Below are 25312 nucleotides of genomic sequence, written 5' to 3' on the forward strand. Positions count from 1 at the left end.
AGCCCTTAAACCCCACCCTCACGCACACCCCACCCCCTTAAAACCCACCCACACGCACACCCCACCCCCTTAAACCCCACCCTCACGCACACCGCACCGCGGGTCCGGCCCGTGCGCCCTCAGCGCGGCGTACCGGCGATTGACTAGACTCAAGGCATGCCCGAGGAGAAGAACGCCGCCGTTGCCGCATCTGGCCAAGTGCAGAAGCACAGCGGTGAAGCAGCGTTCTTCGACGTCGACAACACGTTGATGAAGGGCGCCAGCCTCTTCCATGTCGCGCGCAAAATGTACGAACGCAAGGCCTTTACCCTGCCCCAAGCGGCGGGCTTCGCCTGGAAACAGTTCAAGTTCGTGATGCGTGGCGAAAATATGGAAGACGTCCATGCGGTTCGCGACTCTGCCCTGACCCTCGCAGCCGGAATCAGCGTTGAGGACATCAAGGCGCTCGGCGAAGAGGTCTATGACGAGATGATCGAGTCGCGGATCTGGCCCGGAACGAAGGCTCTGGCCGAGCAGCATCTTAGGGTTGGCCGTAAGGTCTGGCTGGTGACGGCAACACCCATCGAGGTCGCAACCGTAATTTCCACGCGCCTCGGATTGACGGGTGCGCTGGGCACCGTAGGCGAAGTGCATGAAGGTATGTACACAGGGAAACTGGTTGGCGACATATTGCACGGTCCGGCCAAGGCGGTCGCCGTCCGGCTCGTTGCCGAACGGGAGGGCCTCGATCTGGACCACTGCTGGGCCTACAGCGATTCCGCCAACGACATTCCGCTCCTGACCATGGTGGGGCACCCCGTCGTCATCAATCCCGATGCCAAGCTGCGACGGCATGCCCGCGACAACAACTGGCCCGTGTACGATTTCCGTTCCGGTCGGCGCGCTGCAACCCTCGGACTGAAGGCCGCAACAGTGGGCGGCGCAATCTATGGCCTGTGGCGTGGCTTCTCACGCTTCCGCAGCCCCCGTCTATAGCTGACGCATCCCTCGCTCACATCCCACGCACCAGGACCAAACCCTCATCCACATCCCACCCGCTTGAACCAAACCCTCTCCCACATCCCGCGCCCTGATCCAGTAGGCCTGTGGATAACTTCTGCGCCCCGAGCCCCAAGTGCGTAACAATGCCATATGCAGATACCGATCCCCGTGCCCTCCCAGCTGAAATCCGCTCCCTTTACCCTCGCAGAGGCCATTGAGGCCGGCCTGACTCATCGAGACCTTTGGGGTCGGGTCAGCATAGAACCGGTGAGCAAGGGCATTTACCGGCCGTCGAGTTGGGACTTTGACCTCGAGGGAGCTGCGAAATCGCTTTCGGCTGCGAGCCCGGGGGCCTGGATTTCGCACATCACGGCCGCCAGGCTTCACGGCTTTCCGCTTCCTCCCTGGCTATCCGACTCAAACGAACTGCACCTCAGCAAGCCGCGGCGCCTCCCGGCAGTACGGCGGAAAGGGGTTACGGGGCACACTCTTGTGGTTGCTGAGGGCGAGATTGAATCGAATCGAGGGCTTTGGATCAGCACACGTCCCAGAACCTGGCTGGACCTTGCCCGCACGCTGCCTTTGAACGAACTCATCTGCGTTGGTGACCACCTCATTCGCGTGCCGCGAGCCGAGTTCGAACAGCGGGACACTGCATACGCGACGATTGACGGCCTCCGTGCGATGGTAGACCGCCACAAGAACCTGCAAGGCGTCGTCCGCGCGCGGGAGGCACTCGAACTCATGCGGGTCGGCGCGGATTCAGCGCCCGAATCCATGCTCCGCCTTGCCATGCTGGATGCCGGGCTGCCGGAACCGGAGCTGCAGATACCCCTCCGGATTGGCGACCGGCTGTCGCCTTCAGCCGACCTCGGTTACCGCGAGCGTCGGCTTGCCATCCAGTACGACGGCGGCCATCACCTTGAGGAGGAACAGATCCACAGTGACCGACGCAGGGACAAGGCGTTCCGCGCCGCCGGCTGGACTGTCCTTGTCTTTGGGAAGGACGACCTGGCTGACGGTTTCAGCGACGCGACAGGGAGAATCAAGGGCGCCCTGCGGAAAGCATGGACAGATCCCGCCATACAGGCTGGCTTCGCACGCCCGAAGGGGTGAACGAGCGTCCACACCAAACCCCGGGAACGTGAGAGAGCGCCAGCGGGAAACCCGGGGAACGTGAGAGAGCGCCAGCAACAAACCCCGGGAACGTGAGAGAGCGCCAGCGGGAAACCCGGGGAACGTGAGAGAGGGTCGGTGGGGATGCAAAAATGCCCGCCACCTCGAGAGGCAACGGGCATTCACGCTTGGTGAAGTATCTCTACTTCTTATTGCGGCGCTGGTGGCGAGTCTTGCGAAGCAGCTTGCGGTGCTTCTTCTTGGCCATACGCTTGCGGCGCTTCTTAATAACTGAACCCACGAAAGTTCCTTACAAACTAGAAGGTCCTGTCTGTTGGAACGGATCCGCGGAAGCAGACAGTACAACTGACAGATTCTTACATTGACGTAAAACGTTCCTTAACAGAGTACCGCTTCAAAGAGGTACCCCATGACCACGGTCCGCGAAACGGACCCCGGCGGCCTCAGGCGGTCTCGGTTTGTCCGTCGACCACAGCACCTTTAAGGTACTGGGCTACGGCTTCCTCCGGAACCCGGAAAGAACGGCCAAACCTGACGGCTGGCATTTCCCCTGAGTGAACCAGGCGATACACGGTCATTTTGGAAACACGCAGGACGTCGGCCACTTCGGCCACCGTCATGAAACGCGCATTCGAGAAGTTAGTCTCCGCGGACATTTCCCATATTCCTTTGCTCTCAGCCGACAGGACACCCCCAGGAAACGGTGTGACGATGCTGAGCCATCCAACAACCATGTGCTAGATACTCTAGAGGCTGATGGGGCCTAAGTGAAAGCTTTTCGAAGAAGTGGGACACTACTCCCCCGAGACCTCCCTGCGCTTCCGTGCGGAGGCAGCGAGCTGATCCAGTACCGACGCCGTGACGTCCCACTCCATGCAGGCGTCCGTGACACTCTGTCCGTACACGAGTTCCTGCTCGCCAGACAGCTGCTTGGCGACATCCAGGTTCTGCGCACCGCCCACCAGGAAGCTCTCCAGCATCACGCCGGCGATGGGGGAAGACGAACCGGCCTCCAGCTGCGCCCCGATTTCCAGCGCGACTTCAGCCTGGCGGTGGTGGCTCTTGCCACTGTTGGCGTGGCTGGCGTCGACGATGAGGCGCGGGTTGAGTCCCTTGCCAGCGAGCTTCGATGAAGCCGCGGCAACGTCGGCGGCAGAGTAGTTCGGCCCCTTGCGTCCGCCGCGCAGGATTACGTGTGTGTCCGGGTTTCCGGCCGTCGCCACCAAAGCTGCACGGCCGTCGTCGTCGATTCCCAGGAAGGCCTGCTCAGCGGCCGAGGCGCCGCAAGCGTCGATGGCCACCTGGAGGTCGCCGTCGGTGCCGTTCTTGAAGCCAATGGGCATCGAGAGCCCGGAGGCCAGCTGCCGGTGGATCTGACTCTCGGTGGTGCGCGCACCGATGGCACCCCAGGAGACGAGGTCTGCCATGTACTGGGGGCTGATGGGCTCGAGGAACTCGGTAGCAGTGGGCAGGCCCAGCGCCGTGACCTGCTTCAGGAATCCACGGGCGGCGCGCAGGCCGGCTGCGATGTCGTGGCTGCCGTCCAGGTGGGGATCGTTGATGAGGCCCTTCCAACCGACCGTTGTCCGCGGCTTCTCGAAGTAGGTCCGCATGACAATCAGCAGGTCTTCCTTGTGCTTCTCGGCCTGGCTCACCAGCCGACGGGCGTACTCGAGTCCGGCCTTGGGGTCGTGGATGGAGCACGGACCAACGATCACGAGCAGGCGGTCGTCCACGCCGTCCATGATGGCGCGGACCTGGTCGCGGCCACGGTCGACGACGGCAGCCGAGCGGGCGTCCAGCGGCAGCTCTGCGATGAGGTCCTGCGGCGCCGGAAGCGGCTCGAAGCGGGCCACCCGAAGGTTGGAGGTGGCGGGCTGTGCGGATTCGTCCGAGGTCAAGGTTTCGGGGGCGATGCTGGTCATTTCTGGGTCCTGTCCGGGATGCGGAGCGGGCCCCTTTTCAGAACCCGCCGGATATGGCGAAGGGCAGAGAATGATCTCTGCCCTGTTGGCTCTGAAGGAAAGTTGGATGCGTGTCAGTTAGACGCGGGCCCCTCCAGAGCCAACGAAAAATACGCATACCAACGGTTTGTCATAGCCACACCATAACCACTGCCCGTCAAGCCCGGCAAATCGTGTCCGTCATGATGACAAGAGTTTGCGCAGGAACTGCAACTGCTTGATCCAGTGGTGCTCCTGTCCGCCCTCGTGGTTGTTGAACCGGTAGACCTCCATGTCCTTCTCCGGGGACCCGCCAATAGCGCCGTAATTGTTGTAGCTCGCGAACACCGTGGACGGCGGGCAAATGTCGTCCATCTGGGCAGCCGAGAACAACGCCGGGACGGTTGCCGCCTTGCCCAGGTGCACGCCGTCGAAGTAGTTCAGTACGGCCAGCATTGGCTCGTAGCGGTCCCGGTGCCTGCCCAGGAACGACGCGATCTCCGGGTACGGACCGCGTGGGGCAATATCGATCGCACGGGGGAAGTCCTGAAGGAAGGGGACGTCCGGCAGCGCGGCGATAACGCCGTCGAGCCTTCCGGCCGTCAGCCCGGCGGCAGCGACGGTGATGCCGCCGCCCTGGCTCACTCCGGTGAGAACCACGGCGGAAGGGTCGACGGCGGCGTGGCTCTGCGCCGCTTCGACGGCGCGGAAGGCGTCCACGTAGACCCGGCGGTAATAGTAGTTGTCCTGGTGGTCCGCACCCCGGGTCATGAGGCCCGCGTAGTTGACCTCACCCGCCGAAGGGTGCGGATCCGGAGTGTCCCCGGAGACTCCGCCGTACCCTTGGCCGCGGGTGTCCATAATGAAGTGGGCATACCCGGCCTGCGCCCAGCGGGTGTTTTGATTGACCAGGCCGCGACCACCCGAGTAGCCGATGTACTCCACCACCACGGGAAGCCGCGTGCCGGGCTCCAGGTGCGCCGGAAGGTGCAGCCACCCCTTGATCCTGTCTCCTCCAAACCCCGAGAAGGTGACGTCGAAGGTGTCGATCACTGACAGATAGTTGTCCACCGGCTCGAAGACAGCGTCCAGCGGCAGAGCCCTGGCCTCGGCGATGGTACGGTCCCAGAACTGGTCCAGATCGGCGGGAGGTACGGCGCTGGAAGTGTAGTCGCGGAGCTGCTCAAGGGGCAGATCAAAGAGTGGCATGGGGACATCCTACGTCATGGTTTCGTGTGCCCCGTCACAGGGCTGGAGGCTCATGTGCCAAGCCGGCAGAAAGCAGCGAAAGCGCGGCCCCGGTTGATCACTGATGACCAACCGGGGCCGCGGTTTCGGCGCGTAACAAGCTAGCTGATGGCGGACTTCATTTCGTCCACAGCCTTCTTGCCGGCTTCTTCAGCCGAAAGCCTGTTGAACATGACCTCCGAGGTGTAGCGCTTGATTATTTCCTGGATGGCACCGGCGCCCTTCGGCGGTGCGGCAGGCGCCTCGCCAAGCTCGTCCTTGATGGCGCCGATGAAGTCCACTACCTTGACGTCGGCCTTTGCCAACTTGGGTGCGATTGCTTCGCGGACATCGGAGTTCGGGTAGACGCCGCGGTCTGCCAACAGGATTTCGCCGGCCTTGACGTTGTTGGTGAGGAAGTTGATGAACTTGGCGGTTTCCTCAGGGTGCTTGGTCCGAGAGGAAGCTGACCAGAACTGCGAGGCCTTGTACCACAGTCCGGCGTCGTCAGCCTTGCCCGTCTTCGACGGGAAGCGGAGGATCTGGAGTTCCCCACCCGCTGCCTTTTCGAGGGCCGGGAGCTGGTTGGACCACCAGAACGCCATGCCGTTCTTGCCGGTTGCCAGACCACTCTGGTCCAGCGGAGCGGCTTCCGCTTCAACAATTTCCGACGCCGACGGGACAGCCTTCTTCTCGCTCATGTCCTTCAGGAATTCCCAGTAGCCCTTGATGTCAGAGGGCTCGAAGCCGAGCTTGCCATCCTGGGTGTACAGCGACTTGCCGTTCTGTCGCAGCCACACGCCAAGCGAGGCCTCATCCGTGCCATAGGCTGCGGCACCATACGTACCCTTGGGAGACTTGGCGGTTACCTCTGCGGCGATACGCTCGAAATCATCCCAAGTCCAGGTCTTGTCGTCCGGCAGCGCTACGCCGGCGGCCTGGAAAACAGCCGGATTGGCGAGAATGGTGGCGGCGTTGATACCCGCCGCAATACCCGTCAGGCCCTTTTCACCCTTGCCGGCGTTCAGCGCGGCCTCGTCCATCTTGGACGTATCGATCTGGTACTTGGACAGGTCAAGAAGTGCACCGCGGGTGGAGTATTCGGTGATGTATTTCTCGTCCATCTGGATGATGTCAGGAGCATCATTGGCGGCCACCTGTGTTGCCAACTTGTCCCAGTACCCGGACCAGTCGCCAAACTCTGCCTTGATCTTGATGTTCGGGTTTTCGGCCTCGAATGCCTTGATGGCTTCCTGCGTCAGCTGGGCCCGCTTGTCGCCGCCCCACCAGGAGAAACGGAGCTCGACCTTGCCGTCTGCGCTCTTGGCCTCGGAACCTCCGCCGCAAGCGGTGAGTGCAAGGACTGCGGCAGCCGTGGCCGCGATCAAAGCAGAGGCACGGAGTTTGCGCTTGCTGCGTTTGGCCTTGGCAATCAAGGATTCTCCTGTTGTTGCTGCTGCGGGGGCGACTGCTTCACCCTCTGAATGTGCGGGCACTGATGTCTCCGATCTTCGTTGATCCTGATGCGATATGTATGAGAAAGCGTTTTCTTGAATTATGGTACAAGTCACATTCTTGTATTACAAGATACTGTCTTGTTCCTTTTTCCACAGAATTTCGACGGCGGCGTCTCGGCAGGGCGCCATGCCCCAGCAGGGGCGGCATGCCATCCGCTGAAGCCCGGGCGCCTACTTGATACCCGTGGTTGCGATGCCCTTGATGAGGAACCTCTGTCCGAAGAGGAAGACCAGGAAGACGGGCAACAGGGACACGATGGACATCGCGAAGAGCGAGCCCCAGCTGGTGGCCGACTGCGAATCGACGAACGCCCGCAGGGCAACCGGAACTGTGAACATGTCCGGATCCGTCAGGTAGATCAGCGCGCCAAAGAAATCATTCCAGGTCCAAATGAACGTAAAGATGGTGGTGGTGGCAAGCGCCGGAACCATCAAGGGCAGGATCACCCTGAGGAAGATCCTGGGATGGCCTGCGCCGTCAATGCGGGCTGCCTCGTCCAAGTCCTTGGGAATGCCGCGGATGAACTGGACCATGAGGAACACGAAGAACGCATCCGTAGCCAGCAGCTTGGGCACGATCAACGGCCAGAAGGTGTTCACCCAGCCGATCTGCGAGAACAGGATGTACTGCGGGACGATGACCACGTGGAACGGGAGCATGATGGTCAGCAGCATGATGCCGAAGAACAACTTCTTACCGCTGAACTGGAGTCGGGCAAAAGCGTAGGCGGCCATGGAACACGAGACCAGGTTGCCAACGATCGAACCCAGGACCACGATCGCCGAGTTGATCATGTAATGCCCGAACGGGTGGGTCAGCGCCGACCAGCCATCGGTGTAGTTGCTCATTTCCAGGTTGTTCAACCACAGACCCGGTTCCCGGAAAATGAGGTCGTTCGGGCGCAGGGAGGAGATCACCATCCACAGCAACGGATAGATCATCACTCCACCAACGATGATCAGGATGGCGTGCTTGATCAGGCCCTTGATGCGGGCACTGCGGCTGAAAGCCAGGTTGCCGCGGGATTCACGACGGCGAGGGTTCTTGTCGTTTTTGGCAGCGGAATCGCCGCTGGCCGCGGGAAGAGTCTGGAGCTTAGTCATCGTAGAACACCCAATACTTTGAAGCGATGAAGTTGATGGCAGTAAAGACACCGATGATGACCAGGAGGAACCAGGCCATTGCCGAGGCGTAGCCCATATCAAACTGGCCGAAGCCCTTTTGGTACAGGTACAGGGTGAAGAACATCGTGGAGTCGGACGGGCCACCGTTGCCGCCGGAGACGATGAACGCCTGGGTGAACGACTGGAACGAGCCGATGATCTGCAGCACGAGGTTGAAGAAGATGATGGGGCTCAGCATGGGCAGCGTGATGCGCCCGAACTGCTGGAGCGTAGTGGCACCGTCAACCTTGGCTGCCTCGTAGTACATGTTCGGGATCTGGCGCAGTCCGGCCAGGAAGATGATCATCGGGCTGCCGAAGGTCCACACGTGGAGCAGGATGATGGAGCCAAGGGCTGTGTTGGGATCCGAGATCCACCCCGGCCCCTCGATCCCAATCATTGCCAGCACTTGGTTCACCAGTCCCGTGGTGCCGAAGATCTGCTTCCACAGGATAGCTACGGCCACGGAACCGCCCAAAAGGGAGGGCAAGTAGAAGATCGAGCGGTAGAAGGGCAATCCACGCAGTCCCTTGTCCAGGACCAGCGCAATCACCAGGGCAACGGCCAGCTGGAGGGGAACGCCTACCAGCACATAGGTGAACGTGACCCGTAGCGAGTTGTGAAGCCGGGCATCGCCAAACATGCGGACGAAGTTGTCCAGCCCCACCCATTCCGGCGGCTGCAACAGGTTGTAGTCCGTGAAGGACAGGTACAACGACATGAGCATGGGTCCCACCGTGATGACGCCGAGGCCCAGCAACCATGGAAGGAGGAAGACATAGGCGGCCTTGTTGTCGCGGCCGTTCGCCTTCTTCTCTTCCTTGGTCATGGGGCCCTTGCGGCGGGTCATTGATGAGAGTTCGCCAATAGCGCTCATTGCTTCCCCCTCGCCGTCCCGCGAGCGCCTTGCGGCGTCCCCGCGTGTTCATATGCGGCCATGTGGTCTCCTTTGGTCATCGTGGCCATCCACGGAGTACGAAGTGTGGTTGGTGCTTGCCTGCAGGACGTCGCCGGTTTCTGGCGCTACCCCTCGAAGTGCCAGGATCCGGGTCCCGGTTTCAGCGGCTCCGTACCAAAGTAAACGTTTTCTTGACCCATGTACAGCCTTTTGCTAATTTTTGAGAAAGCGTTTTCTGATGAGGAAACCGCAGACACCCTCCAGCCTCCCTTGACCTCCGCCCCAGACCCAGTTAGGACACTTTCATGACGCAATCCTTGGCTGCCGCCTCCCCCAAGGATCCCGCGCGGCTCCCACGGATAGCCTTGGTGGGTGTCCACGGTTTCGGCGAACGGCACCTGGAAAACCTGGAAAGACTGGCCGCTGCCGGAATCCTGGAACTGGTGGCAGTAGCGGACCCGCAGCCACCTGCCGAGGGCACGCTCGCGACCGAAGTCGCGGTCTTTGCTTCCTTGGACGAGCTCCTGGCATCGGGTCCGGCACCGGACGTCGTCATCATCTCCACCCCAATCCAGACCCACGCTCCCTTGGCCCTCGCTGCCATCGCGGCAGGGTCCAACGTATACCTCGAGAAACCGCCGGTCGCCTCATTGGCTCAATACCGGGAAGTCATGGCGGCGGCCGCCGAGTCCGGTTGCTTGGTCCAGGTGGGCTTCCAAAGCCTTGGTTCGGACGCGCTACCGGCCATGGATGCCCTGGTGGCGGCAAGTACCATAGGCGAGGTCCGGGGCATCAGTGCCACTGGCATGTGGCTACGCGACAAGGCCTACTTCAAACGCTCCCGCTGGGCGGGTAAGCGCAGCCTCGACGGAACGGACGTGGTGGACGGAGTGGCCACCAATGCCTTGGCCCATGCGGTGGCTACCGGGCTTCGGCTGGCCGGCGCCCGTACCCTGGAAGACGTTAAGTCCGTGGACACGGACCTTTACCGGGCCAACGACACCGAAAGCGATGACACCTCCGTTGTGAGGGTCCGGACGACACACGGCACGGTGCTCACCTGCGCCCTGACGCTCAGCGCCCCTGAGCAGTCCGCACCCGTTGTTACCGTGTACGGCACCCTGGGCCAGCTCACGCTTTATTACACGGAAGACCGCGTGGAGATCACCACCCCGCAAGGAACCAGGACCGAATGCTACGGCCGGACCGACCTTTTGGAGAATCTGCTCGCCGCCCGGTCCGAAAAAGATTTGCTCAGCCCCCTGCGCGCCTCCGGTGCCTACATGGCGGTTTTGGAAGCTATCCGCACGGCAGAGGCCCCCCGCCCGATCCCTCCGCAGTTCATTACGTGGGAAGGCCAAGGGGACCAGGCGCACGCTGTAGTGCAGGGCATCGGGTCCCTGATCCGCCGGGCGGCCTTGGGCCAGGCTACGTTCGCCGAACTCGGGGTGCCCTGGACCTCCTCCGAGACACCCGGGCTCACCATCAACGGTGCCACGGTCGCCAATGTCCAGGACGGCACCCACATCCGGCCCACATCATCGCCACGGCCCTACCTCCACCCCGTGCGAACCCTGGCCGGAACCGTAGTCACGGAGCACGTGCCCGAAGACCATGTATGGCATTTAGGGGCCGGTGTAGCCCTGCAGGATGTGGACGGGATCAACTTCTGGGGCGGCCGGACCTACACCCGCGAAGCCGGGATGTATGTCTGGCGCGAGGACCACGGCAGGATCATCACGGACTCCGCAGAGCACGGTGACGGGTTCCGGAAGGAGCAGTTGAGCTGGCTCGGACCCGACCATTCACCAATACTCCGCGAACAGCGCGAGTGGCGGTGGGCCGCCGTCGGGAATTCAGCCTGGCAACTGGCGCTCGACTTCACGTTGGAGTCCGCCACTGGGCGTCCTGTGCTGCTGGGCAGCCCCGGTTCCAACGGGCGGCCGGAGGGCGGTTACGGCGGCTTCTTCTGGCGGCTCCCGCCGGTTGGCGACGCCACGATCTGGACCCCCGACGCCCGCGGCGAGGACGCGGTCCACGGGAGCGTCGCGCCGTGGCTGGCCTGGTCCGGAACGTTCGACGCCGGTCCCGCCGGAGCTGCGCATCCCGCCAACGATCCCGGGCTGGGTCACCCGGCAACACTCGTGTTCTTCGCCTCGCCACAGGCACCGGACCCTTGGTTCGTACGGCACTCGGGCTATCCCGGCGTCGGCTTGTCCCTGGCATGGGACAGCCCATTGGCCGCCGAACCTGGCCGCCCGGTCCACAGGACAGTGCGAGTGCTCATCGCGGACGGTTTCCTGGCAACGCACGACATTAAACAGCTCATCACCACTTTGGGGGAATCGGCATGACCGCACCTACTCAATCCACGCCGGCGCACTCTTTGGCGGAACCCGGCAACGTCGCCGACCGTGCCGTGAAGCGGCGTCGCGTCCTGGACATCCTTGACGCTGCAGGACGCGACTCACTTCTGCTCACTTCCAACACTGCCCTCACCTGGTACCTGGACGGCAGCCGTGTCCACATCAGCTTGGCCGGCGACCCCATCGCCGCACTCCTGGTGGACCGGACCGGCGACCATTTGGTGACGTTCAACAACGAGGCCGGACGCATCGCCGCTGAAGAGCTCCCGGAGGGGGTCAGCCTCGACACGGTCCCATGGAACGGCCAACTGCACGCCGCGGCGGCGAAGCTGGCGCTCGATGGCGATCCGCTGGTGGAAGCCGCTGTCGCTGCCGAATTGCGGGCCGCCCGGCAGCAGCTTTTGCCCGGCGAAGCCGCCCGGTATGCCCGGCTGTCGGCTGACGTAGCTCGCGCCATGACGGACGTCCTCCAGTCCGTGACACCGGCAACTACTGAATTTCAACTGGTTTCGGAGCTGGCTGCCCACATTGTGGCCATGGGCGCCGAGCCGCTCGTGCTGCTCTGCAATGGTGAGGCCCGCAGCAACTTCCGCCACCCGCTGGCCACGCACTCCGCCATCGGGCGTCGCGCCATGGCTGTGGTGTGTGCCCGCCGCAGTGGCTTGGTTGCCAACGCCACCCGCTGGGTGGCGTTCGACGCCGGCACCCCCGCTGAGCTCGACGCCGAGGCACGCATCGCAGCAGTGGAGGCCGACATCTTCCGGGCCACGGTTCCGGGAGTCCGGCTCAACCAGGTCTTCAGCGAAATCCAAGACGCCTACGCCAGGCACGGCTTCGGCGAAGACCAGTGGAAGCTTCATCACCAGGGCGGACCGGCTGGATATGCGGGCCGCGACCCCCGTGTCACGGCCGACGTCACGGACACGATCGTCCTGAACCAGCCGTTCACGTGGAACCCCTCGGGACACGCTGTGAAAATCGAGGACACCGTGTTGCTCACGGAATCCGGCGTGCGCGTCCTGACCGTGGACGAACGCTGGCCGACCACCGAAGTGGACGGCCGCCGTCGTCCCTTGACGCTTCGCCCCTGACCGGGGCCACCACGCACGAAAGGGGCGGGGTCACCATCACGGTGGCCCCGCCCCTTCGCGTGTGGCGGCCCAACTAGGTGACAGCAAGTGTCGCAATGAGCGCTCAATGCGACGTTTGCTGTCACCTACTTGGGCTAGCCGAGCGTCAGGATACCGTCCACCCGACGCGGGATGCCCAGGGGGTTGGCGTCGCGAAGGGCCGGGTGCAGCACACTTTCCGGCGCGTCCTGATACGCAACGGGACGCTGGAAGCGACGAACCGCCGTCGCACCAACCGAAGTGAACAGCGAGGTCGTGGCCGGGTACGGTCCACCATGCTGCTGGGCCCAGTTCACGGCCACTCCGGTGGGCCAGCCATCGAACAACACGCGCCCCGCCAAGCCACTCAGCTGCTCCACAAGCGCCGAGACGTCCTCGTCCGGCTCAGCGTGGACGGTGCCCGTCAGGCTTCCGGGAACCTTCGCAAGGGCAGCAGACAGTTCCTCCTGGTTGGCGTACTCGATGAGCAACGTCGTGGGGCCGAAGCATTCCTCCAGCAGCTCGTCCGGTCGTTCCAGGACGTTGGCCGCCGTAGTGGAAAAGACCACCGGCGCGGCACCATCCGAAAGGCTGTCCTGCTCCACCGAACCACTGACGACGGCGACACCCGGCTGCCCCGCCACGTTCCGGAGGCCGTCCGGATAGGCTTCCGCAATACGCTCCGTCAGCATGGCCGCGGTCGGCTTGTCCTTGCTGGCTTCGGCAAGCTGAGAGGCGAAGTCCGTGCCCGCCGGGATGAACACAAGCCCCGGCTTGGTGCAGAACTGGCCGGCGCCCATGGTGAAGGACCCCGCCAGGCCGGCGGCGAGCTGCTGTCCCCGTCCGGCCAATGCGTCGGCCGTGATGACCACGGGGTTCAGGCTGCCCAGCTCTCCATAGAACGGAATGGGCTCGGGCCGCGAAGCTGCGAGATCGAACAGCGCCCGGCCGCCGGGGATGGATCCGGTGAAGCCCACGGCCTTGATGGCAGGGTCCTGGACCAACGCGGTACCGGCCTCCCTGCCGCTGACCAAAGCGAAGATTCCGTCGGGAGCACCGGCCCTGGACAAGGCTTCCGTGACGATTTCCGCCGTCCGCTCAGAGAGCCGCAGGTGCCCGGAGTGCGCTTTGACGATCACCGGGCATCCGACGGCGAGCGCGGATGCGGTATCGCCCCCGGCGACAGAGAAGGCGAACGGGAAGTTCGACGCCGAGAACACCGCAACGGGGCCGATCGGACGCAGGATGCGGCGCAGGTCGGGCTTGGGCGGGGTGGTTGAGGGATCGGCGTGGTCAATGACCGCTTCAAGGTAGGCACCCTCGGTGATGACCTGGGCGAACAACCTCAGCTGGCCGCTGGTCCTTGCTACTTCCCCGGTCAGCCGGACCGTGCCAAGGCTCGTTTCGGAGTCGGCAATGGCCACAAGCTCGGTGACGTTGGCGTCCAACGCGTCGGCGACGGCGGTCAACCAGGAGGCGCGTTCGACGTCGGAAGCGGCTGCGGTCACCTTCGCCGCTGCCGTGGCTGCTGCGGTGAGCGAGGTCAGATCAAGAGTTGCTGTACTCAATGCGGTTTCCTTTGCTTTCAGGGGCTGACGTGTCATAGGCCTGTTCCAACGGCAAGGAGCCGCCGAACTCAAAGCCGAGTCCGGCAAGGCCCGCTGAGCCGAGCCTGATGGTGCCCGTTGTGTTGCTGATCCGTACCGGGGAAGGTCCGGCCAGGATTCCGAGTTGCCCGAATGAGGCGTCCTCCACGTCCTCGACGCTGACCGGCTCGGCCAAAGTGAGCGCCAGCTGGCCCGAGAGTTCAGGGAGCAGGTGCGGGGCCACCCGGATGCTGTGGGTACGGGCCAACTCAACGATCCTGCGGAACGGTGTTATTCCGCCCACCCGGACGATGTTGGGCTGGATGATATCTACGGCTTCGGCCTCAATGAAGTCGCGGAAGCGGTAGACGGTGTGGACGTTTTCACCCAAGGCAATGGGCACCGGCGAGTGCTTCCGCAGGCGGCGGTAGGCCCAGAGGTCATCGGCACGGATGGGTTCTTCCAGCCATTCCAGTCCGTACTCCCCCAACACCTCCAAGGCACGGAAGGTGTGGGCAAGGTCCCAGCGCTGGTTGGCGTCGATCATGAGGAGCCGGTCCGGACCAATGACTTCCCGGACAGCGGCCACCCGCTCGGCGTCCTCCCGGAGTTCGGGCTTTCCCACCTTGATCTTCACGGCCCTGTGCCCGGCAGCCACCCATCGCTGCGCCTGCTCCACGAGCTGCTCCAAGGTGTAGTGCAGGTTTACGCCGGAGCCGTACACCTCCACGGACTCCTGACGCTGTCCCAAAAGCCCGGTGACCGATGTTCCCGCCTGCCGCGCCTTCCAATCCCACAGGGCGAGGTCGACGCCGGCCATCGCGATGGTGGTCAGGCCTCCCCCACCGGCTTCATGGAGCCGCTTCCAGAGCTGGTCCCACACTGTCTCCGCATTGGCCTCAAGCCCAATGATGAAAGGGGCGATGTCGTGATCCAGGAGTGCTTTGACTGCCTGGGGACCAATCGTAGGGGTCCAGGAGAAACCGTGGCCCGTGCCGCCGTCGTCCGTTGTCAGAGTAGTCACAATGACATGGTTTTCGGGCGCCTCCGCACCCCAGCTGCGCAGCAGCGGAACAGTGATCAGGCGGGTAGCGAGGCCCGTGATGCGGGCTGGCATCAGCGTTCTGCCAGTTCGTGGCCCTTGGCCAGGATGGCCTTGAGCTCCAGCAGTTGCTCCTCCGTGGGATCAACCAACGGCGGGCGGACCGGCCCAACCGGCAGGCCTGCCAGGCGGAGACCGGCTTTGATGAGCGAGACGCCAAAGCCCGGCGTCTGGTCACGGAGGCGGACCAGTGGTGCGTAGAACCCTTCGAGGAGGGCGTGGCGTCGTTCTTCATCCCCGGACATGTAGGCGTCGTAGTAGGCCTTGGCGATCTCCGGTGCCATGGCGAAAGCTGCCGAGGAGTACAGGGGGATGCCCAGTCCGCGGTAGGCGCCCTGGGTCAGTTCGGCGGTCAACAGCCCGTTGAACAAGGCAAAGTCCGTGCGGCCGCTCGCGTTGATGGAGGACACGATTTCCTGGGCCAGGCCGACGTCGCCGATTCCGTCCTTAAAGCCAACCACCTTCGGGTTTGCAGTGAGGCGGGTGATGGCTTCAGCGGTGAACTTGGCGGTGCCCCGGTGGTACACGATGACGGGCAGGCTGCTGGCGGCAGCGACAGCCTCGACGTAGGCCACCACACCGTCCGTGGGGCCCGTGACCAGGTACGGCGGGAGCACCAGGAGGGCATCTGCGCCGGCTTCCTCGGCCACCTTGGCAGCGGCCAGGGCATGGCCCAGCGGTCCGCCGGCACCGGAGACCACCGGGACGGCTCCGGCAACGGCCTCGACGGCGGCAGTCACCACGGTGCGGATCTCATCGAGGGAGAGCGCATGGAATTCGCCGGTGCCACACGCCGGGAAAACGCCGCCCGGCCCGAACGGAAGCCGTGAGGTGATGTGCTCCTTCAGCAGGGCGACATCGACGCTGCCGTCCTCGGCGAAGGGCGTGACGGGAAAGAACAGTACGCCGTCGAAATTCATGGTGTCTCCTTGGTTGCTCCCGCCGGCACCAGGCCGGCATGGGACTCGTCATTGAGTGGTGCTTGGTTTACTGCAGTATCGGGGCCGGTGTACGGCGGGGTCAGTTCCGTACGCCAGGTGCGCTTCGGTTCCCAGCCCAGGAGCTTGCGGGCTTTGTCGATGGAAAACGCCGGGCTGGTTCCTGTGAGGTGCGCGGTGAGGGGCGCGCTGCCGGGAAGGAAGCGCGGGAAGAGTTCAGCCAAAGGCGCTGTGGCCAAGGCATCCTTCGCGCCAACGAAGAACACCTCGCCGTTGGGAATGGTGTCCATCTTCTCCAGCAGCACATCCAGGAATTCGGCAACATCCCGGGCGTCCACGTAGTTGAACAGGGCTGGGGCGGACAGCGCGGGATCGTCCAGGCGTTCGCGGACCGTGTGGCCTTGCTGCGTGGGCGCTCCTTCCCATTCCTCCGGGGAGATCACGAAGCACGGGCGGAAAGCGGCGTAGCGGATGTTGTTGCCCTGGGCCGCGGCGAACATCTGCACCGTCTGTTCGGCGATCAGCTTGGATAGCGCATAGGCGTTCCACGGCTTGGGCGGCGTCTGCTCGTTCAAGGGAAACGACGGCGGCAACCATCCGGCCGGCGAACCATAACCAAGGGCGGTGGGGCTGCTGGCGGTGATGATCTTCGGTACGCCGGCGTCGGTCGCTGCACTGATGACCGCGTAGGCGAGCCGGGTGTTCGTGCTGAAAATGACGTCCTCGGGCGCGCTGAAAGGTACGGCTATAGCAGCGAGGTGGATGACGGCGTCGGGCGCTGTTTCGCGGATAAGCCGCTCCGCCTCCCCCGGCGCCAGCAGGTCTGCGCTGAATTGCTCGACGCCGGCGGGCAGCTGCCTTGCCGGGATGGCATCGCGATCAACCGAAATGACCTTGTGGCCTGCTTCGGCGAGGCCGGCCACGACGCTGCGGCCGAGCCTGCCTGAACCGCCGGTGACGAAAATCCTGCTCATGGTCTGTCTCCTTGTTTGGGGGAAGCGGTCAGGACTGGTTGCGGCCGAGATCGACGCCGAGGCCGAGTTCGCTGATCCGGACGGGGAGTTCCGTCTCCAGGGATTGGTTTCCTGCGATGCCGACAGAGACCGAGCGAAGTCCGTCGATATAGCCGGACGGACGGCCCAGCGGGTCAATGCCGGGGCCGTTGAAGAGGTCCGAGAGCAGCAGGTTGTCGCCGCCGCCGTGGCCCCCTTCACCGTTGATGATGGGCACCTCGTAGGCAGCTTCCCAGTGGCGCTGGACCACCAGTCGTTCACCGTTCCGGCGTACGGCGTCGTCCTCCTCGATGGGGGTGGCGCTCGGGTCCACCACGGTCTTCTTATCGGTGCTCGACTCGACGGCGGCACGCTCCACCACTTCGAGTTCGGCGCGGCCCTCGGTGCCGTTGACCGTGACGCGGTAGCCCTCCCAGGGGCTGTGGGCGTTCAGCGAGTAGCTCAGGGTGGGCCCGCCCTGGTAGTCCACCACCAGGGCGAGGTTGTCCTCGATGGTGATGCCTTCGGTGAACACGTCCTGGTCGCGGAGGTAGCCGTCGAATTTTTCGTTGTCGTAGTACAGGGCTTTCAGCCGCTCGTCCTCGCGCATGTCCAGGCGGAAGGGGTCATGTTCCAGGCCGTCCACTGTGCCGCGCTCCGGGCGGGCCCCCAGGCCACGCTCCGCGGCGTTCTTGTCGCCATAGAAGCGAAGGCCGCCGGAGGCGAACACGCGCTCCGGCACATCATTGATCCACCAGTTGACGAGGTCGAAGTGGTGCGAAGCCTTGTGGATGAGCAGGCCGCCGGAGTTCTTCTTGTCACGGTGCCAGCGGCGGAAGTAGTCCGCGCCGTGCACGGTGTCCAGCACCCAGCTGAAGTCGATGGAGGTCACTTTGCCGATCACGCCGTTCTGGATGACTTCCTTGAGCGCGCTGTTACGCGGCGAGTAGCGGTAGTTGAAGGTGACCACTACGTTGCGGCCGGTCTTGGCGACGGCCTCGGTGATGCGGCGGCAACCCTCGACGTCGATGGTCAGGGGCTTTTCAACCACGACGTCGGCACCTGCCTCGAGCGCCTCGACGATGTAGTCCGCATGGGTGTAGTCGGGCGTCGTCACGATGACGCGCTCGATGTTGTTGGACCGGATGAAGTTGGTGAGTTCGCCCGGTTCGAAGGAAGCCACCGGATCGGTTCCGCCGAGCTCCTTGATGAGCGCCCGGTAAAAATCCACGCGGCCTTGGTTGACGTCGGACAACGCAACCAGCTGGGCCACATCGGAGTGTTGTCCGTAGATGGCCCGGATGTACATTTCCGAGCGGCCGCCCGTTCCGATCAGGGCGATTCGGGTCCGGTGGGTGCCCTGGGTCCGGATTGCCCCTTCTGCTGACAGGGTGCGGGTCTCGGCTGAGTCGACGTTGACCATGTTTGTGCCCCTTTCAAAAGGCAGGAGTGAACCGCTTGACGGCCCGGATACGTGTGGAAGAATATGCGAGAAAGCGTTTTCTCAGAGGGTTATAAGCTTTCTATCAAGACTCTGGTGGTCGCGTCAACCAGTACTCCAACGACGGAGCACTCGGTGGACGAACAAAGGGAAGGGGCCACATGGCACGCAGGAACACCAACAGGCGCGTTGGGATTGCCGACGTCGCGGAGAAGGCCGGCGTCTCACACGCAACGGTTTCACGCGTCATGAACGGTAACGCAGCAGTTGATCCCGGCATCGCCGAACGGGTGCGCGCCGCCGCGGCTGAGCTCAAGTACCAACCCAACCCCGTTGGCCGAAGCCTGGCCCTGGGAAAGACAGACACCATCGGGATCGTGGTCCCGGATTTGGCCAACCCCACCTTCCAGGCAATTCTTCGGGGACTCAGCATCGCCGCGGCCCAGGACGGGTATCGCGTCCTCATCGCGGATTCCTCGGAAGTCACCAGCGAGGAAGCGATCCTGGCCGGGGAAGCCCGGCGGCGCTGCGACGGCGTCGTGCTCTGCGCACCCCGCATGGGCGATGCCGAGCTCGAGGAACTGGCCCCAACCCTGCATCCGCTGGTCCTCATCAACCGCACCACGGTGGCCACCAACACCCCGAGCCTTAGCGTGGACTACAGCCAGGGCATCCAGGAATTGGCGCAGCACCTCGTGTCGCTTGGCCACCGCCGTCTGGCCTTCCTTTCCGGCCCTGAGCACAGCGCCTCGAACCGGCAACGCTTGGTTGGCTTGGAGCAGTTCCGGACGGAGCACCCGGAGATCGAACTGCAGATGCTCCCGGGCGGCTCCAACTTTGATTCGGGCCACGAATGCACCGATGCCATCATTGCCAGCGGCGCCACGGGCATCCTCGCCTTCAACGACCTCGTGGCCATGGGGTTGCTCAGCGGTCTTCACGAGCGGGGAATCCGGGTTCCGGAGGACATTTCCGTGACGGGCTTCGACGACATCCCCTTCGCCAAATACACCACCCCGCCACTGACCACAGCAGCCGTGCCCATCAATGAGCTCGGGAGCCTGGCATGGCGGCGGATGCGGGAGCAAATCCAACAGTCGGACACAGCCCCCAGCCAGGCGCAGGACGAGTTCTCGCCGCGGATGGAAATCCGCAAGAGCACCGCAGCCCCGGCCCTCAAACCCGCCTAGAAGCAACGCGGGGTCACTTATGGCCCTTTCGGAGGGCCTACATGGGCCATAAGTGACCCCGGGTTGCTCTAAGATTCGCGGGCTGAGCCCAGTCCCGCCTCCTTGTAGAAGCCCTGGATGTGGGCTGCCACCAGCTCGGCCGCCTTGCCGCCGTCGTGGTTGTTCACGGCGGCGAGGATGGCACGGTGTTCGCCTCTCAGCCGTGCGCAAGTCGCGTTCCAGTCAGGCAGGTTTTCCGTCAGCTCGCCCGCGTAGTTCTCGATCGCGCCGCGCAGCGAGGCCATCATGGCGCTGACCACCGCATTGCCCGCAGCCTCGGCCAAGGCCACATGGAAGCGGGCATCGAGGGCCAGGAAGGCCCCGATGTCCTGTGTTGAATCCATCTGCTCGAGCAGCTCCGCGGCCTCCCCCAGCGCCGGCGCATCCACTGTGGCACGTGCCGCGGCCCAGGACTCCAGCAGGACGCGGGTCTCCACGACGTCGGCCACGGGAAGGTGGCGGGTGGCCACATGCAGCCGAAGGGTGGAACCCAGCGCTGATCCGGGCTCGGCGATGACAATGGTCCCGGCGTCTTTGCCCGAACCGACGCCGGCGCGGACCACACCCATTGCTTCGAGAATCCTGACCGCCTCGCGCACGGAAGTCCGCGATACCTGTAGCTGCTCGGCCATGACCCGCTCCCCCGGCAGCCGCCCTCCCAGGACGAGGTCTCCATCGGACAACTGCTTCTCGATCCACTGCAGGACAAGTTGGTGCGTTCGCATATGGGAATACTAGTTGATGTGGTCCGACCACATGGATTACAGTGTGGTTAGACCACACAGCATTCAAGGGAGAACCGCATGACCGACACCCTCGATCCCAAGATCACGGCAGCGCCCGCCAACGCTGGCAGCGACGAAAACGTGACCCGCCCGCCCCAGCCGCGACCCGCCGTCGTGCGGCCCCCGGCACTGAAGAGGCGCGTTCCCAAAGTTTCCGACCTCGCGCCGCTGATGCAGTTCAAGAAGCCCGAATTCAGTAAGGCCGCCCGGCTCAAGCGCGCCAGCACAATCCGGGAGCTGCGCGACATCGCCAAACGCCGCACCCCGAAGGCGCCGTTTGACTACACCGACGGTGCCGCGGAAGAAGAGATCACCCTGCGCAGGGCACGCCAAGCCTTCCAGGACATCGAATTCCGCCCGGGCATCCTTCGGGACGTGTCCAGGATCGACCTCCGCACCGACATTCTGGGCAAGGAGTCCCGCCTTCCGTTCGGCATCGCACCCACCGGCTTCACCCGGATGATGCAGTCCGAGGGCGAATACGCGGGCTCGCAGGCCGCTGAAGCCGCCGGAATCCCATACACGCTCTCCACCATGGGCACCGCGTCTATTGAGGACGTTGCAGCGGCCGCCCCGAACGGCCGGAACTGGTTCCAGTTGTACCTGTGGACCGACCGGGACCGTTCGCTGGAATTGATCGAACGGGCAGCGAGGGCCGGCAACGACACCCTCATGGTCACCGTGGACACTGCCGTAGCCGGTGCACGCCTCCGCGATGTCCGCAACGGCATGACCATCCCGCCGGCGCTTACCGTGAAGACCGTCCTGGATGCTTCCTACCGCCCGGCGTGGTGGTTCAACTTCCTCACGCACGAACCCCTCACGTTCGCCTCGCTCTCGCGTTACACGGGCACCGTGGCAGACCTGATCAACTCCATGTTCGACCCCACCCTGACCTATGAGGACCTGGACTGGCTGCGCGAAACCTGGAAGGGCAAGCTGGTGGTCAAAGGCATCCAGACCGTGGAGGACGCCCGGCGCGTCGTTGACCACGGAGCTGATGGCATCATCCTGTCCAACCATGGTGGCCGCCAACTGGACCGCGCGCCCATCCCCTTTCACCTGCTGCCTGAGGTCACCTCGGCGCTGAAGGCAGACAACAGCAACGCCAACGTCATCCTGGACACGGGCATCATGAGCGGGGCGGACATCGTCGCGGCATTGGCGTTGGGCGCAGACTTTGCCCTGATCGGCCGCGCCTACCTCTACGGATTGATGGCCGGCGGACGCGAGGGCGTGGACCGGACCATCCAGATCCTGGAGAAGGACATGACCCGGACCATGGCACTCCTGGGCGTCAGCAAGGTTTCGGACCTGAACCCGGATCACGTGCGGCTCCTGCAGCGCTAAAGCCCCCATGTAAGTGACAGCACCTGTCGCATTGGGCCTCCATTGCGACAGGTGCTGTTACTCAGTTGGGTAGCGGGGGCGTTAGATGAGGCCTTGGGCGAGCATCGCGTCGGCTACCTTGACGAAGCCACCGATGTTCGCGCCCACCACGTAGTTTCCGGGCGCACCGTATTCTTCTGCGGTCGCGGCGCAACGGTCGTGAATGCCCACCATGATCTCCGTGAGGCGCTGCTCCGTGTGCTCGAAGGACCACGAATCGCGGCTGGCGTTCTGCTGCATTTCCAGCGCCGACGTCGCTACGCCCCCGGCGTTGGCGGCCTTACCAGGCCCGAACAGGATGCCGGCCTCCTGGAACACGGACACCGCCTTTTGCGTGGACGGCATGTTGGCCCCCTCAGCCACCGCAATCAGTCCGTTGCTGACCAGCTTGGCGGCAGCCTCGCCGTCGAGCTCGTTTTGCGTGGCGCACGGCAGCGCAACGGTGCCGTTGACGTCCCACACTGAACCGCCGGCAACATGGCTTGCCCCGGGCCTCCGGACCGCATACTCCGTGAGGCGCGCACGCTCCACTTCCTTGATCTGGCTCAGGAGTTCGACGTCGATACCCGCCTCGTCCACGACGTAACCTGCGGAGTCGGAGCAGGCCACCACGGTGGCGCCGAGGGACTGGGCCTTGGCAATCGCATGGATCGCCACATTGCCTGAGCCGGACACCACCACGCGCTGCCCGTCGAAGGAGGCACCCCGCGTCTTGAGCATCTCCTGTGCAAAAATCACGGTGCCATACCCTGTAGCCTCCGGGCGCACCAGCGAGCCGCCCCAGGAAATGCCCTTGCCGGTCAGGACGCCGGACTCATAGCGGTTGGTAATGCGCTTGTACTGGCCGAACAGGTAGCCGATCTCCCGGCCACCCACTCCAATGTCACCGGCGGGAACGTCGGTGTACTCGCCGATGTGGCGATACAGCTCGGTCATGAAGGACTGGCAAAACCGCATGATTTCGGCATCGGAGCGTCCACGCGGGTCAAAGTCGGATCCACCTTTGCCGCCGCCGATGGGCATGCCCGTGAGAGCGTTCTTGAAGATCTGCTCGAAGCCCAGGAACTTCACGATCCCCAGGTACACGGAAGGATGGAAGCGCAATCCCCCCTTGTACGGGCCGAGTGCTGAGTTGAATTCCACCCGGAAGCCGCGGTTCACGTGCACGCGTCCTGCGTCGTCGGTCCACGGAACGCGGAAAATGATCTGGCGTTCGGGCTCGCACAATCGCTCCAGGACGGCACCTTCAAGGAATTCAGGATGACGGTCGTGGACCGGGCCAAGGCTTTCGAAGACCTCGATAACAGCCTGGTGAAATTCCTTCTCCCCCGGGTTCCGCGCCAAAACAGTGTCGCGGACGGTTTCGAGCCTTGAATCCATGCGTCTTCCTATCCTAGGTGCGCCGGCCAGCGGCGGGACGAATCAGTCCCGCCCATGCTTGCACCCAAGGACATAGGATCTCCATCCGGAGCCAATATGACCCCGGCGATGGACTTAACACAACGGTAGAAAATCACTGCAAAGTCAAGGAACAGAAGGTTAACAAAAGCTCACAATGTGACAAGCGTCACGTTACAACCGAGTTACCGCTTGCGCCCGAACTTGGGCAGGTTGGGCAGGTTGGGCAGGTTCGCCAACAGGTCGGCAGCCTTGGTCGCCGCGCGGCCCACCGTGCGGCCGATCTGCTGCGGAACGGTGTCGTCCGACGCCGGATCCAACACGACGGCGGTGTCGCCCGCGTGGACCTTCGCGGCCTGGTTGATGGCTTCGGGAAGCGTTTGGGACTCAACGACCGGCTCCGCGGCGGCGGGCGCAGCCGGGGACGGTGCGGCAGGTGCGACGGCGGCGGGTGCCGCCGGGCCGACGTCGAACGTTTCAAGCCAGACCGCGACGCCGGCGAGCGGCTTGGGATTGAGCGCATAGAAGCGCTTCTGGCCCTGCGCACGCATGCTGACGAGGTCGGCCTCGCGGAGCACTTTCAGATGCTTGGAGATGGTGGGTTGGCTCGCAGCCAGTTCTTCCACCAGTTCGCCTACTGCTTTATCCCCAGAGCGGAGGGAGACCAGGATATCGCGCCTGGTTGCCTCAGCTATGACGGCAAATACGTCGTCAGTCACCATGCCTTACACCCTAGCGACATATACGCCACTTGGCATCCCTTGTTTCCTTGTGCATTCTCCTGGTGTCAGTCGAACCAGGGGTCCAGTCCATACAGAGGGAAGATCTCCTTGCGCGTGGCGATCACGGTGCGGTCCACCTCGTCCGCGGGATCGTAGCCAACCTCCCAGGAGCGCCACCAGACGTCGACGTCGTCGCCCATCTTTTCCGGAGCCCACACACCGTACGTTTCCTTGACGTAACTCCGCCACGCTTCGGGCACGGGAAGGCTCAGAGCCACGGGACGCTGGGTGACCATGCCGATCAGATGGCTCCAGGCGCGGGGAACCACGCCCGTGACGTCGTACCCGCCGCCGCCTGTGGCGATCCAGCGGTTGTCGCAGTACCGGGCCGCAAGGCCGGCGACGGCGGAGGCCGCCTCGCGCTGTCCGTCGACACTGAGGTTCAGGTGCGTCAGGGGGTCATCCCGATGCGAATCGCAACCGTGCTGGCTGACGATCACTTCAGGCTTGAAGGCGCCCACCAGCTGGGGCACCACTGCGTGGAACGCGCGCAACCATGCGGCGTCACCCGTGAAGGTGGGAAGCGCAACATTCACTGCGGTCCCGGGCGCGTCAGGACCACCGGTTTCGTTGGCAAAGCCCGTCCCCGGGAACAAGGTGAGGCCGGTTTCGTGGAGGCTGATGGTCATGACCCTGGGATCGTTCCAGAAAATGCCCTGCGTTCCGTCCCCGTGATGGGCGTCGACGTCGATGCTCACCACGCGCTGCACACCGCCGTCGAGCAACCTCTGGATAGCCATCGCGACGTCGTTGTAGACGCAGAATCCACTGGCCCGGTCACGGGCGGCGTGGTGCATGCCTCCACTGAAGTTGACGGCGCGCACGGCCCGGCCTGACAGGACGATGTCAGCCGCCAGCAGGGAACCGCCCGCGAGCCTGGCGCTGGCTTCATGCATCCCAGCGAAGGCTGGATCATCCTCGGTTCCCAGCCCACGGTCTTCCTCGGGGCGGGATGGGTCCTCGCTGACCCGCCGGACCGCCTCCACATACTCGCGGCTGTGGACGGTGAAAAGTTCGACGTCGGTCGCCAGGCCGGGTGCCTCCACCACCACATGCTGGTGATCGAAGAGGCCCAAAGACTGGGCAAGGCGGGCTGTCAGTTCAAGCCTCTGCGGTGCCATGGGATGGCCCGGACCAAAATTGTAGGCAGTCATGGCTGGGTCCCACACCACCGTCGTTGGCAGTGCGGAGCGCGTAATGCTGGAAGCAGTTGTTCCAAGCGTGGAGTTCATCCAGAACAGGCTACCTGAGGCTGGAACGGCACAACGCCCCGGTTACGCGCGCGAATAGTGGTTTACTACTCAGGAAAGCTTGTTTCAACCAAGGAA

At 63.8% G+C, this 25312-nt stretch carries 22 protein-coding genes; 6 read left to right on the plus strand and 16 right to left on the minus strand.

Translation table 11 applies throughout. From position 1 onward, the window contains the following. The first annotated feature begins 156 nt into the window (after positions 1-156). On the plus strand, positions 157-975 hold the full coding sequence (locus tag ACFUOZ_RS17205) for an HAD family hydrolase (protein WP_377550324.1): 819 nt from the start codon (positions 157-159) through the stop codon (positions 973-975). A gap of 156 nt (positions 976-1131) precedes the next feature. Further along, positions 1132-2097, plus strand: coding sequence for a DUF559 domain-containing protein (locus ACFUOZ_RS17210; protein WP_377550326.1), 966 nt, complete (start codon positions 1132-1134; stop codon positions 2095-2097). Between the two features lie 202 nt (positions 2098-2299). Here ACFUOZ_RS17210 and ACFUOZ_RS17215 read toward each other — a convergent pair whose 3' ends face one another. The 7 genes from ACFUOZ_RS17215 to ACFUOZ_RS17245 all read right to left on the minus strand — a co-directional run bounded on the left by ACFUOZ_RS17215 (position 2300) and on the right by ACFUOZ_RS17245 (position 8846). Beyond that, complete coding sequence (locus ACFUOZ_RS17215) at positions 2300-2398, minus strand: 30S ribosomal protein bS22 (protein WP_003792170.1); 99 nt, start codon at positions 2396-2398, stop codon at positions 2300-2302. 163 nt (positions 2399-2561) lie between these two features. Then, positions 2562-2774: a helix-turn-helix domain-containing protein gene (locus tag ACFUOZ_RS17220; protein ID WP_021474348.1), complete on the minus strand. Its 213-nt coding sequence runs from the start codon at positions 2772-2774 to the stop codon at positions 2562-2564. Positions 2775-2912: 138 nt separating this feature from the next. After that, positions 2913-4043, minus strand: coding sequence for a 3-deoxy-7-phosphoheptulonate synthase (locus ACFUOZ_RS17225; protein ID WP_377550328.1), 1131 nt, complete (start codon positions 4041-4043; stop codon positions 2913-2915). A 219-nt stretch (positions 4044-4262) separates the two neighbouring features. Next, positions 4263-5270, minus strand: coding sequence for an acetylxylan esterase (locus ACFUOZ_RS17230; RefSeq protein ID WP_377550330.1), 1008 nt, complete (start codon positions 5268-5270; stop codon positions 4263-4265). A gap of 140 nt (positions 5271-5410) precedes the next feature. Continuing rightward, positions 5411-6721 (minus strand): ABC transporter substrate-binding protein, encoded by a 1311-nt coding sequence (locus tag ACFUOZ_RS17235; RefSeq protein WP_377550464.1) that lies wholly within the window; start codon positions 6719-6721, stop codon positions 5411-5413. Between the two features lie 255 nt (positions 6722-6976). After that, positions 6977-7909 carry a carbohydrate ABC transporter permease gene (locus ACFUOZ_RS17240; RefSeq protein ID WP_377550332.1) on the minus strand — a complete coding sequence of 311 codons (933 nt, stop codon included), beginning with the start codon at positions 7907-7909 and terminating at the stop codon, positions 6977-6979. Beyond that, complete coding sequence (locus ACFUOZ_RS17245) at positions 7902-8846, minus strand: carbohydrate ABC transporter permease (protein ID WP_377550334.1); 945 nt, start codon at positions 8844-8846, stop codon at positions 7902-7904. The genes ACFUOZ_RS17240 and ACFUOZ_RS17245 overlap by 8 nt, the downstream gene beginning before the upstream one ends. Before the next feature lie 326 nt (positions 8847-9172). Here ACFUOZ_RS17245 and ACFUOZ_RS17250 point away from each other — a divergent pair, with 326 nt between their 5' ends. Then, a complete protein-coding gene (locus tag ACFUOZ_RS17250) occupies positions 9173-11221 on the plus strand; it encodes a DUF6807 family protein (protein WP_377550336.1) in 2049 nt (682 codons plus the stop codon). Beyond that, positions 11218-12324 carry a M24 family metallopeptidase gene (locus ACFUOZ_RS17255; RefSeq protein WP_377550338.1) on the plus strand — a complete coding sequence of 369 codons (1107 nt, stop codon included), beginning with the start codon at positions 11218-11220 and terminating at the stop codon, positions 12322-12324. The genes ACFUOZ_RS17250 and ACFUOZ_RS17255 overlap by 4 nt, the downstream gene beginning before the upstream one ends. Before the next feature lie 134 nt (positions 12325-12458). On the opposite strand, the gene ACFUOZ_RS17260 is transcribed toward ACFUOZ_RS17255, so the two are convergent. From ACFUOZ_RS17260 to ACFUOZ_RS17280, 5 genes are read right to left on the minus strand one after another with little or no spacing between them, the layout of a single operon-like run. Then, entirely contained in the window at positions 12459-13910 is a 1452-nt protein-coding gene (locus ACFUOZ_RS17260; RefSeq protein ID WP_377550340.1) for an aldehyde dehydrogenase (NADP(+)), read from the minus strand. After that, the gene (locus ACFUOZ_RS17265) at positions 13891-15045 is read right to left on the minus strand and encodes a mandelate racemase/muconate lactonizing enzyme family protein (RefSeq protein WP_377550342.1); all 1155 of its coding nucleotides are present in this window, start codon (positions 15043-15045) and stop codon (positions 13891-13893) included. The genes ACFUOZ_RS17260 and ACFUOZ_RS17265 overlap by 20 nt, the downstream gene beginning before the upstream one ends. After that, a complete protein-coding gene (locus ACFUOZ_RS17270; protein ID WP_377550344.1) occupies positions 15045-15950 on the minus strand; it encodes a 5-dehydro-4-deoxyglucarate dehydratase in 906 nt (301 codons plus the stop codon). Before ACFUOZ_RS17270 ends, ACFUOZ_RS17265 begins: the two co-directional genes overlap by 1 nt. Beyond that, positions 15947-16942, minus strand: coding sequence for an NAD-dependent epimerase/dehydratase family protein (locus tag ACFUOZ_RS17275; RefSeq protein WP_377550346.1), 996 nt, complete (start codon positions 16940-16942; stop codon positions 15947-15949). The genes ACFUOZ_RS17270 and ACFUOZ_RS17275 overlap by 4 nt, the downstream gene beginning before the upstream one ends. A gap of 28 nt (positions 16943-16970) precedes the next feature. Further along, a complete protein-coding gene (locus ACFUOZ_RS17280) occupies positions 16971-18383 on the minus strand; it encodes a Gfo/Idh/MocA family protein (protein WP_377550348.1) in 1413 nt (470 codons plus the stop codon). 179 nt (positions 18384-18562) lie between these two features. On the opposite strand from ACFUOZ_RS17280, the gene ACFUOZ_RS17285 reads away from it, so the two are divergent. After that, positions 18563-19591: a LacI family DNA-binding transcriptional regulator gene (locus ACFUOZ_RS17285; protein WP_377550350.1), complete on the plus strand. Its 1029-nt coding sequence runs from the start codon at positions 18563-18565 to the stop codon at positions 19589-19591. Positions 19592-19659: 68 nt separating this feature from the next. Here the strand turns inward: ACFUOZ_RS17285 and ACFUOZ_RS17290 are convergent, their stop codons facing one another. Continuing rightward, the gene (locus ACFUOZ_RS17290) at positions 19660-20355 is read right to left on the minus strand and encodes a FadR/GntR family transcriptional regulator (protein WP_377550352.1); all 696 of its coding nucleotides are present in this window, start codon (positions 20353-20355) and stop codon (positions 19660-19662) included. 78 nt (positions 20356-20433) lie between these two features. Between ACFUOZ_RS17290 and ACFUOZ_RS17295 the strand changes: the two genes are divergently transcribed. Further along, complete coding sequence (locus ACFUOZ_RS17295; RefSeq protein WP_377550354.1) at positions 20434-21765, plus strand: alpha-hydroxy-acid oxidizing protein; 1332 nt, start codon at positions 20434-20436, stop codon at positions 21763-21765. Between the two features lie 81 nt (positions 21766-21846). Here the strand turns inward: ACFUOZ_RS17295 and gdhA are convergent, their stop codons facing one another. From gdhA to ACFUOZ_RS17310, 3 genes are all read right to left on the minus strand, one after another. Further along, positions 21847-23184, minus strand: coding sequence for an NADP-specific glutamate dehydrogenase (gdhA, locus tag ACFUOZ_RS17300; RefSeq protein ID WP_377550356.1), 1338 nt, complete (start codon positions 23182-23184; stop codon positions 21847-21849). 203 nt (positions 23185-23387) lie between these two features. Next, entirely contained in the window at positions 23388-23924 is a 537-nt protein-coding gene (locus ACFUOZ_RS17305; protein ID WP_377550358.1) for an ArsR/SmtB family transcription factor, read from the minus strand. 65 nt (positions 23925-23989) lie between these two features. Then, positions 23990-25216, minus strand: a complete 1227-nt coding sequence (locus tag ACFUOZ_RS17310; RefSeq protein WP_377550360.1) for an acetoin utilization protein AcuC — start codon at positions 25214-25216, stop codon at positions 23990-23992. Between the last annotated feature and the right edge of the window lie 96 nt (positions 25217-25312).

Source organism: Paenarthrobacter sp. NPDC057355, from assembly GCF_042667405.1.
Taxonomy (GTDB): Bacteria; Actinomycetota; Actinomycetes; order Actinomycetales; family Micrococcaceae; genus Arthrobacter.

Excerpts from the sequence above, each read along its gene's own strand:
- ACFUOZ_RS17205 (WP_377550324.1), top strand. The coding sequence starts at position 157 with ATGCCCGAGGAGAAGAACGCCGCCGTTGCCGCATCTGGCCAAGTGCAG.
- ACFUOZ_RS17210 (WP_377550326.1), top strand. The coding sequence starts at position 1,132 with ATGCAGATACCGATCCCCGTGCCCTCCCAGCTGAAATCCGCTCCCTTT.
- ACFUOZ_RS17220 (WP_021474348.1), bottom strand. The coding sequence starts at position 2,774 with ATGTCCGCGGAGACTAACTTCTCGAATGCGCGTTTCATGACGGTGGCC.
- ACFUOZ_RS17225 (WP_377550328.1), bottom strand. The coding sequence starts at position 4,043 with ATGACCAGCATCGCCCCCGAAACCTTGACCTCGGACGAATCCGCACAG.
- ACFUOZ_RS17230 (WP_377550330.1), bottom strand. The coding sequence starts at position 5,270 with ATGCCACTCTTTGATCTGCCCCTTGAGCAGCTCCGCGACTACACTTCC.
- ACFUOZ_RS17240 (WP_377550332.1), bottom strand. The coding sequence starts at position 7,909 with ATGACTAAGCTCCAGACTCTTCCCGCGGCCAGCGGCGATTCCGCTGCC.
- ACFUOZ_RS17245 (WP_377550334.1), bottom strand. The coding sequence starts at position 8,846 with ATGAGCGCTATTGGCGAACTCTCATCAATGACCCGCCGCAAGGGCCCC.
- ACFUOZ_RS17250 (WP_377550336.1), top strand. The coding sequence starts at position 9,173 with ATGACGCAATCCTTGGCTGCCGCCTCCCCCAAGGATCCCGCGCGGCTC.
- ACFUOZ_RS17255 (WP_377550338.1), top strand. The coding sequence starts at position 11,218 with ATGACCGCACCTACTCAATCCACGCCGGCGCACTCTTTGGCGGAACCC.
- ACFUOZ_RS17265 (WP_377550342.1), bottom strand. The coding sequence starts at position 15,045 with ATGCCAGCCCGCATCACGGGCCTCGCTACCCGCCTGATCACTGTTCCG.
- ACFUOZ_RS17270 (WP_377550344.1), bottom strand. The coding sequence starts at position 15,950 with ATGAATTTCGACGGCGTACTGTTCTTTCCCGTCACGCCCTTCGCCGAG.
- ACFUOZ_RS17275 (WP_377550346.1), bottom strand. The coding sequence starts at position 16,942 with ATGAGCAGGATTTTCGTCACCGGCGGTTCAGGCAGGCTCGGCCGCAGC.
- ACFUOZ_RS17280 (WP_377550348.1), bottom strand. The coding sequence starts at position 18,383 with ATGGTCAACGTCGACTCAGCCGAGACCCGCACCCTGTCAGCAGAAGGG.
- ACFUOZ_RS17285 (WP_377550350.1), top strand. The coding sequence starts at position 18,563 with ATGGCACGCAGGAACACCAACAGGCGCGTTGGGATTGCCGACGTCGCG.
- ACFUOZ_RS17290 (WP_377550352.1), bottom strand. The coding sequence starts at position 20,355 with ATGCGAACGCACCAACTTGTCCTGCAGTGGATCGAGAAGCAGTTGTCC.
- ACFUOZ_RS17295 (WP_377550354.1), top strand. The coding sequence starts at position 20,434 with ATGACCGACACCCTCGATCCCAAGATCACGGCAGCGCCCGCCAACGCT.
- gdhA (WP_377550356.1), bottom strand. The coding sequence starts at position 23,184 with ATGGATTCAAGGCTCGAAACCGTCCGCGACACTGTTTTGGCGCGGAAC.
- ACFUOZ_RS17305 (WP_377550358.1), bottom strand. The coding sequence starts at position 23,924 with ATGGTGACTGACGACGTATTTGCCGTCATAGCTGAGGCAACCAGGCGC.
- ACFUOZ_RS17310 (WP_377550360.1), bottom strand. The coding sequence starts at position 25,216 with ATGAACTCCACGCTTGGAACAACTGCTTCCAGCATTACGCGCTCCGCA.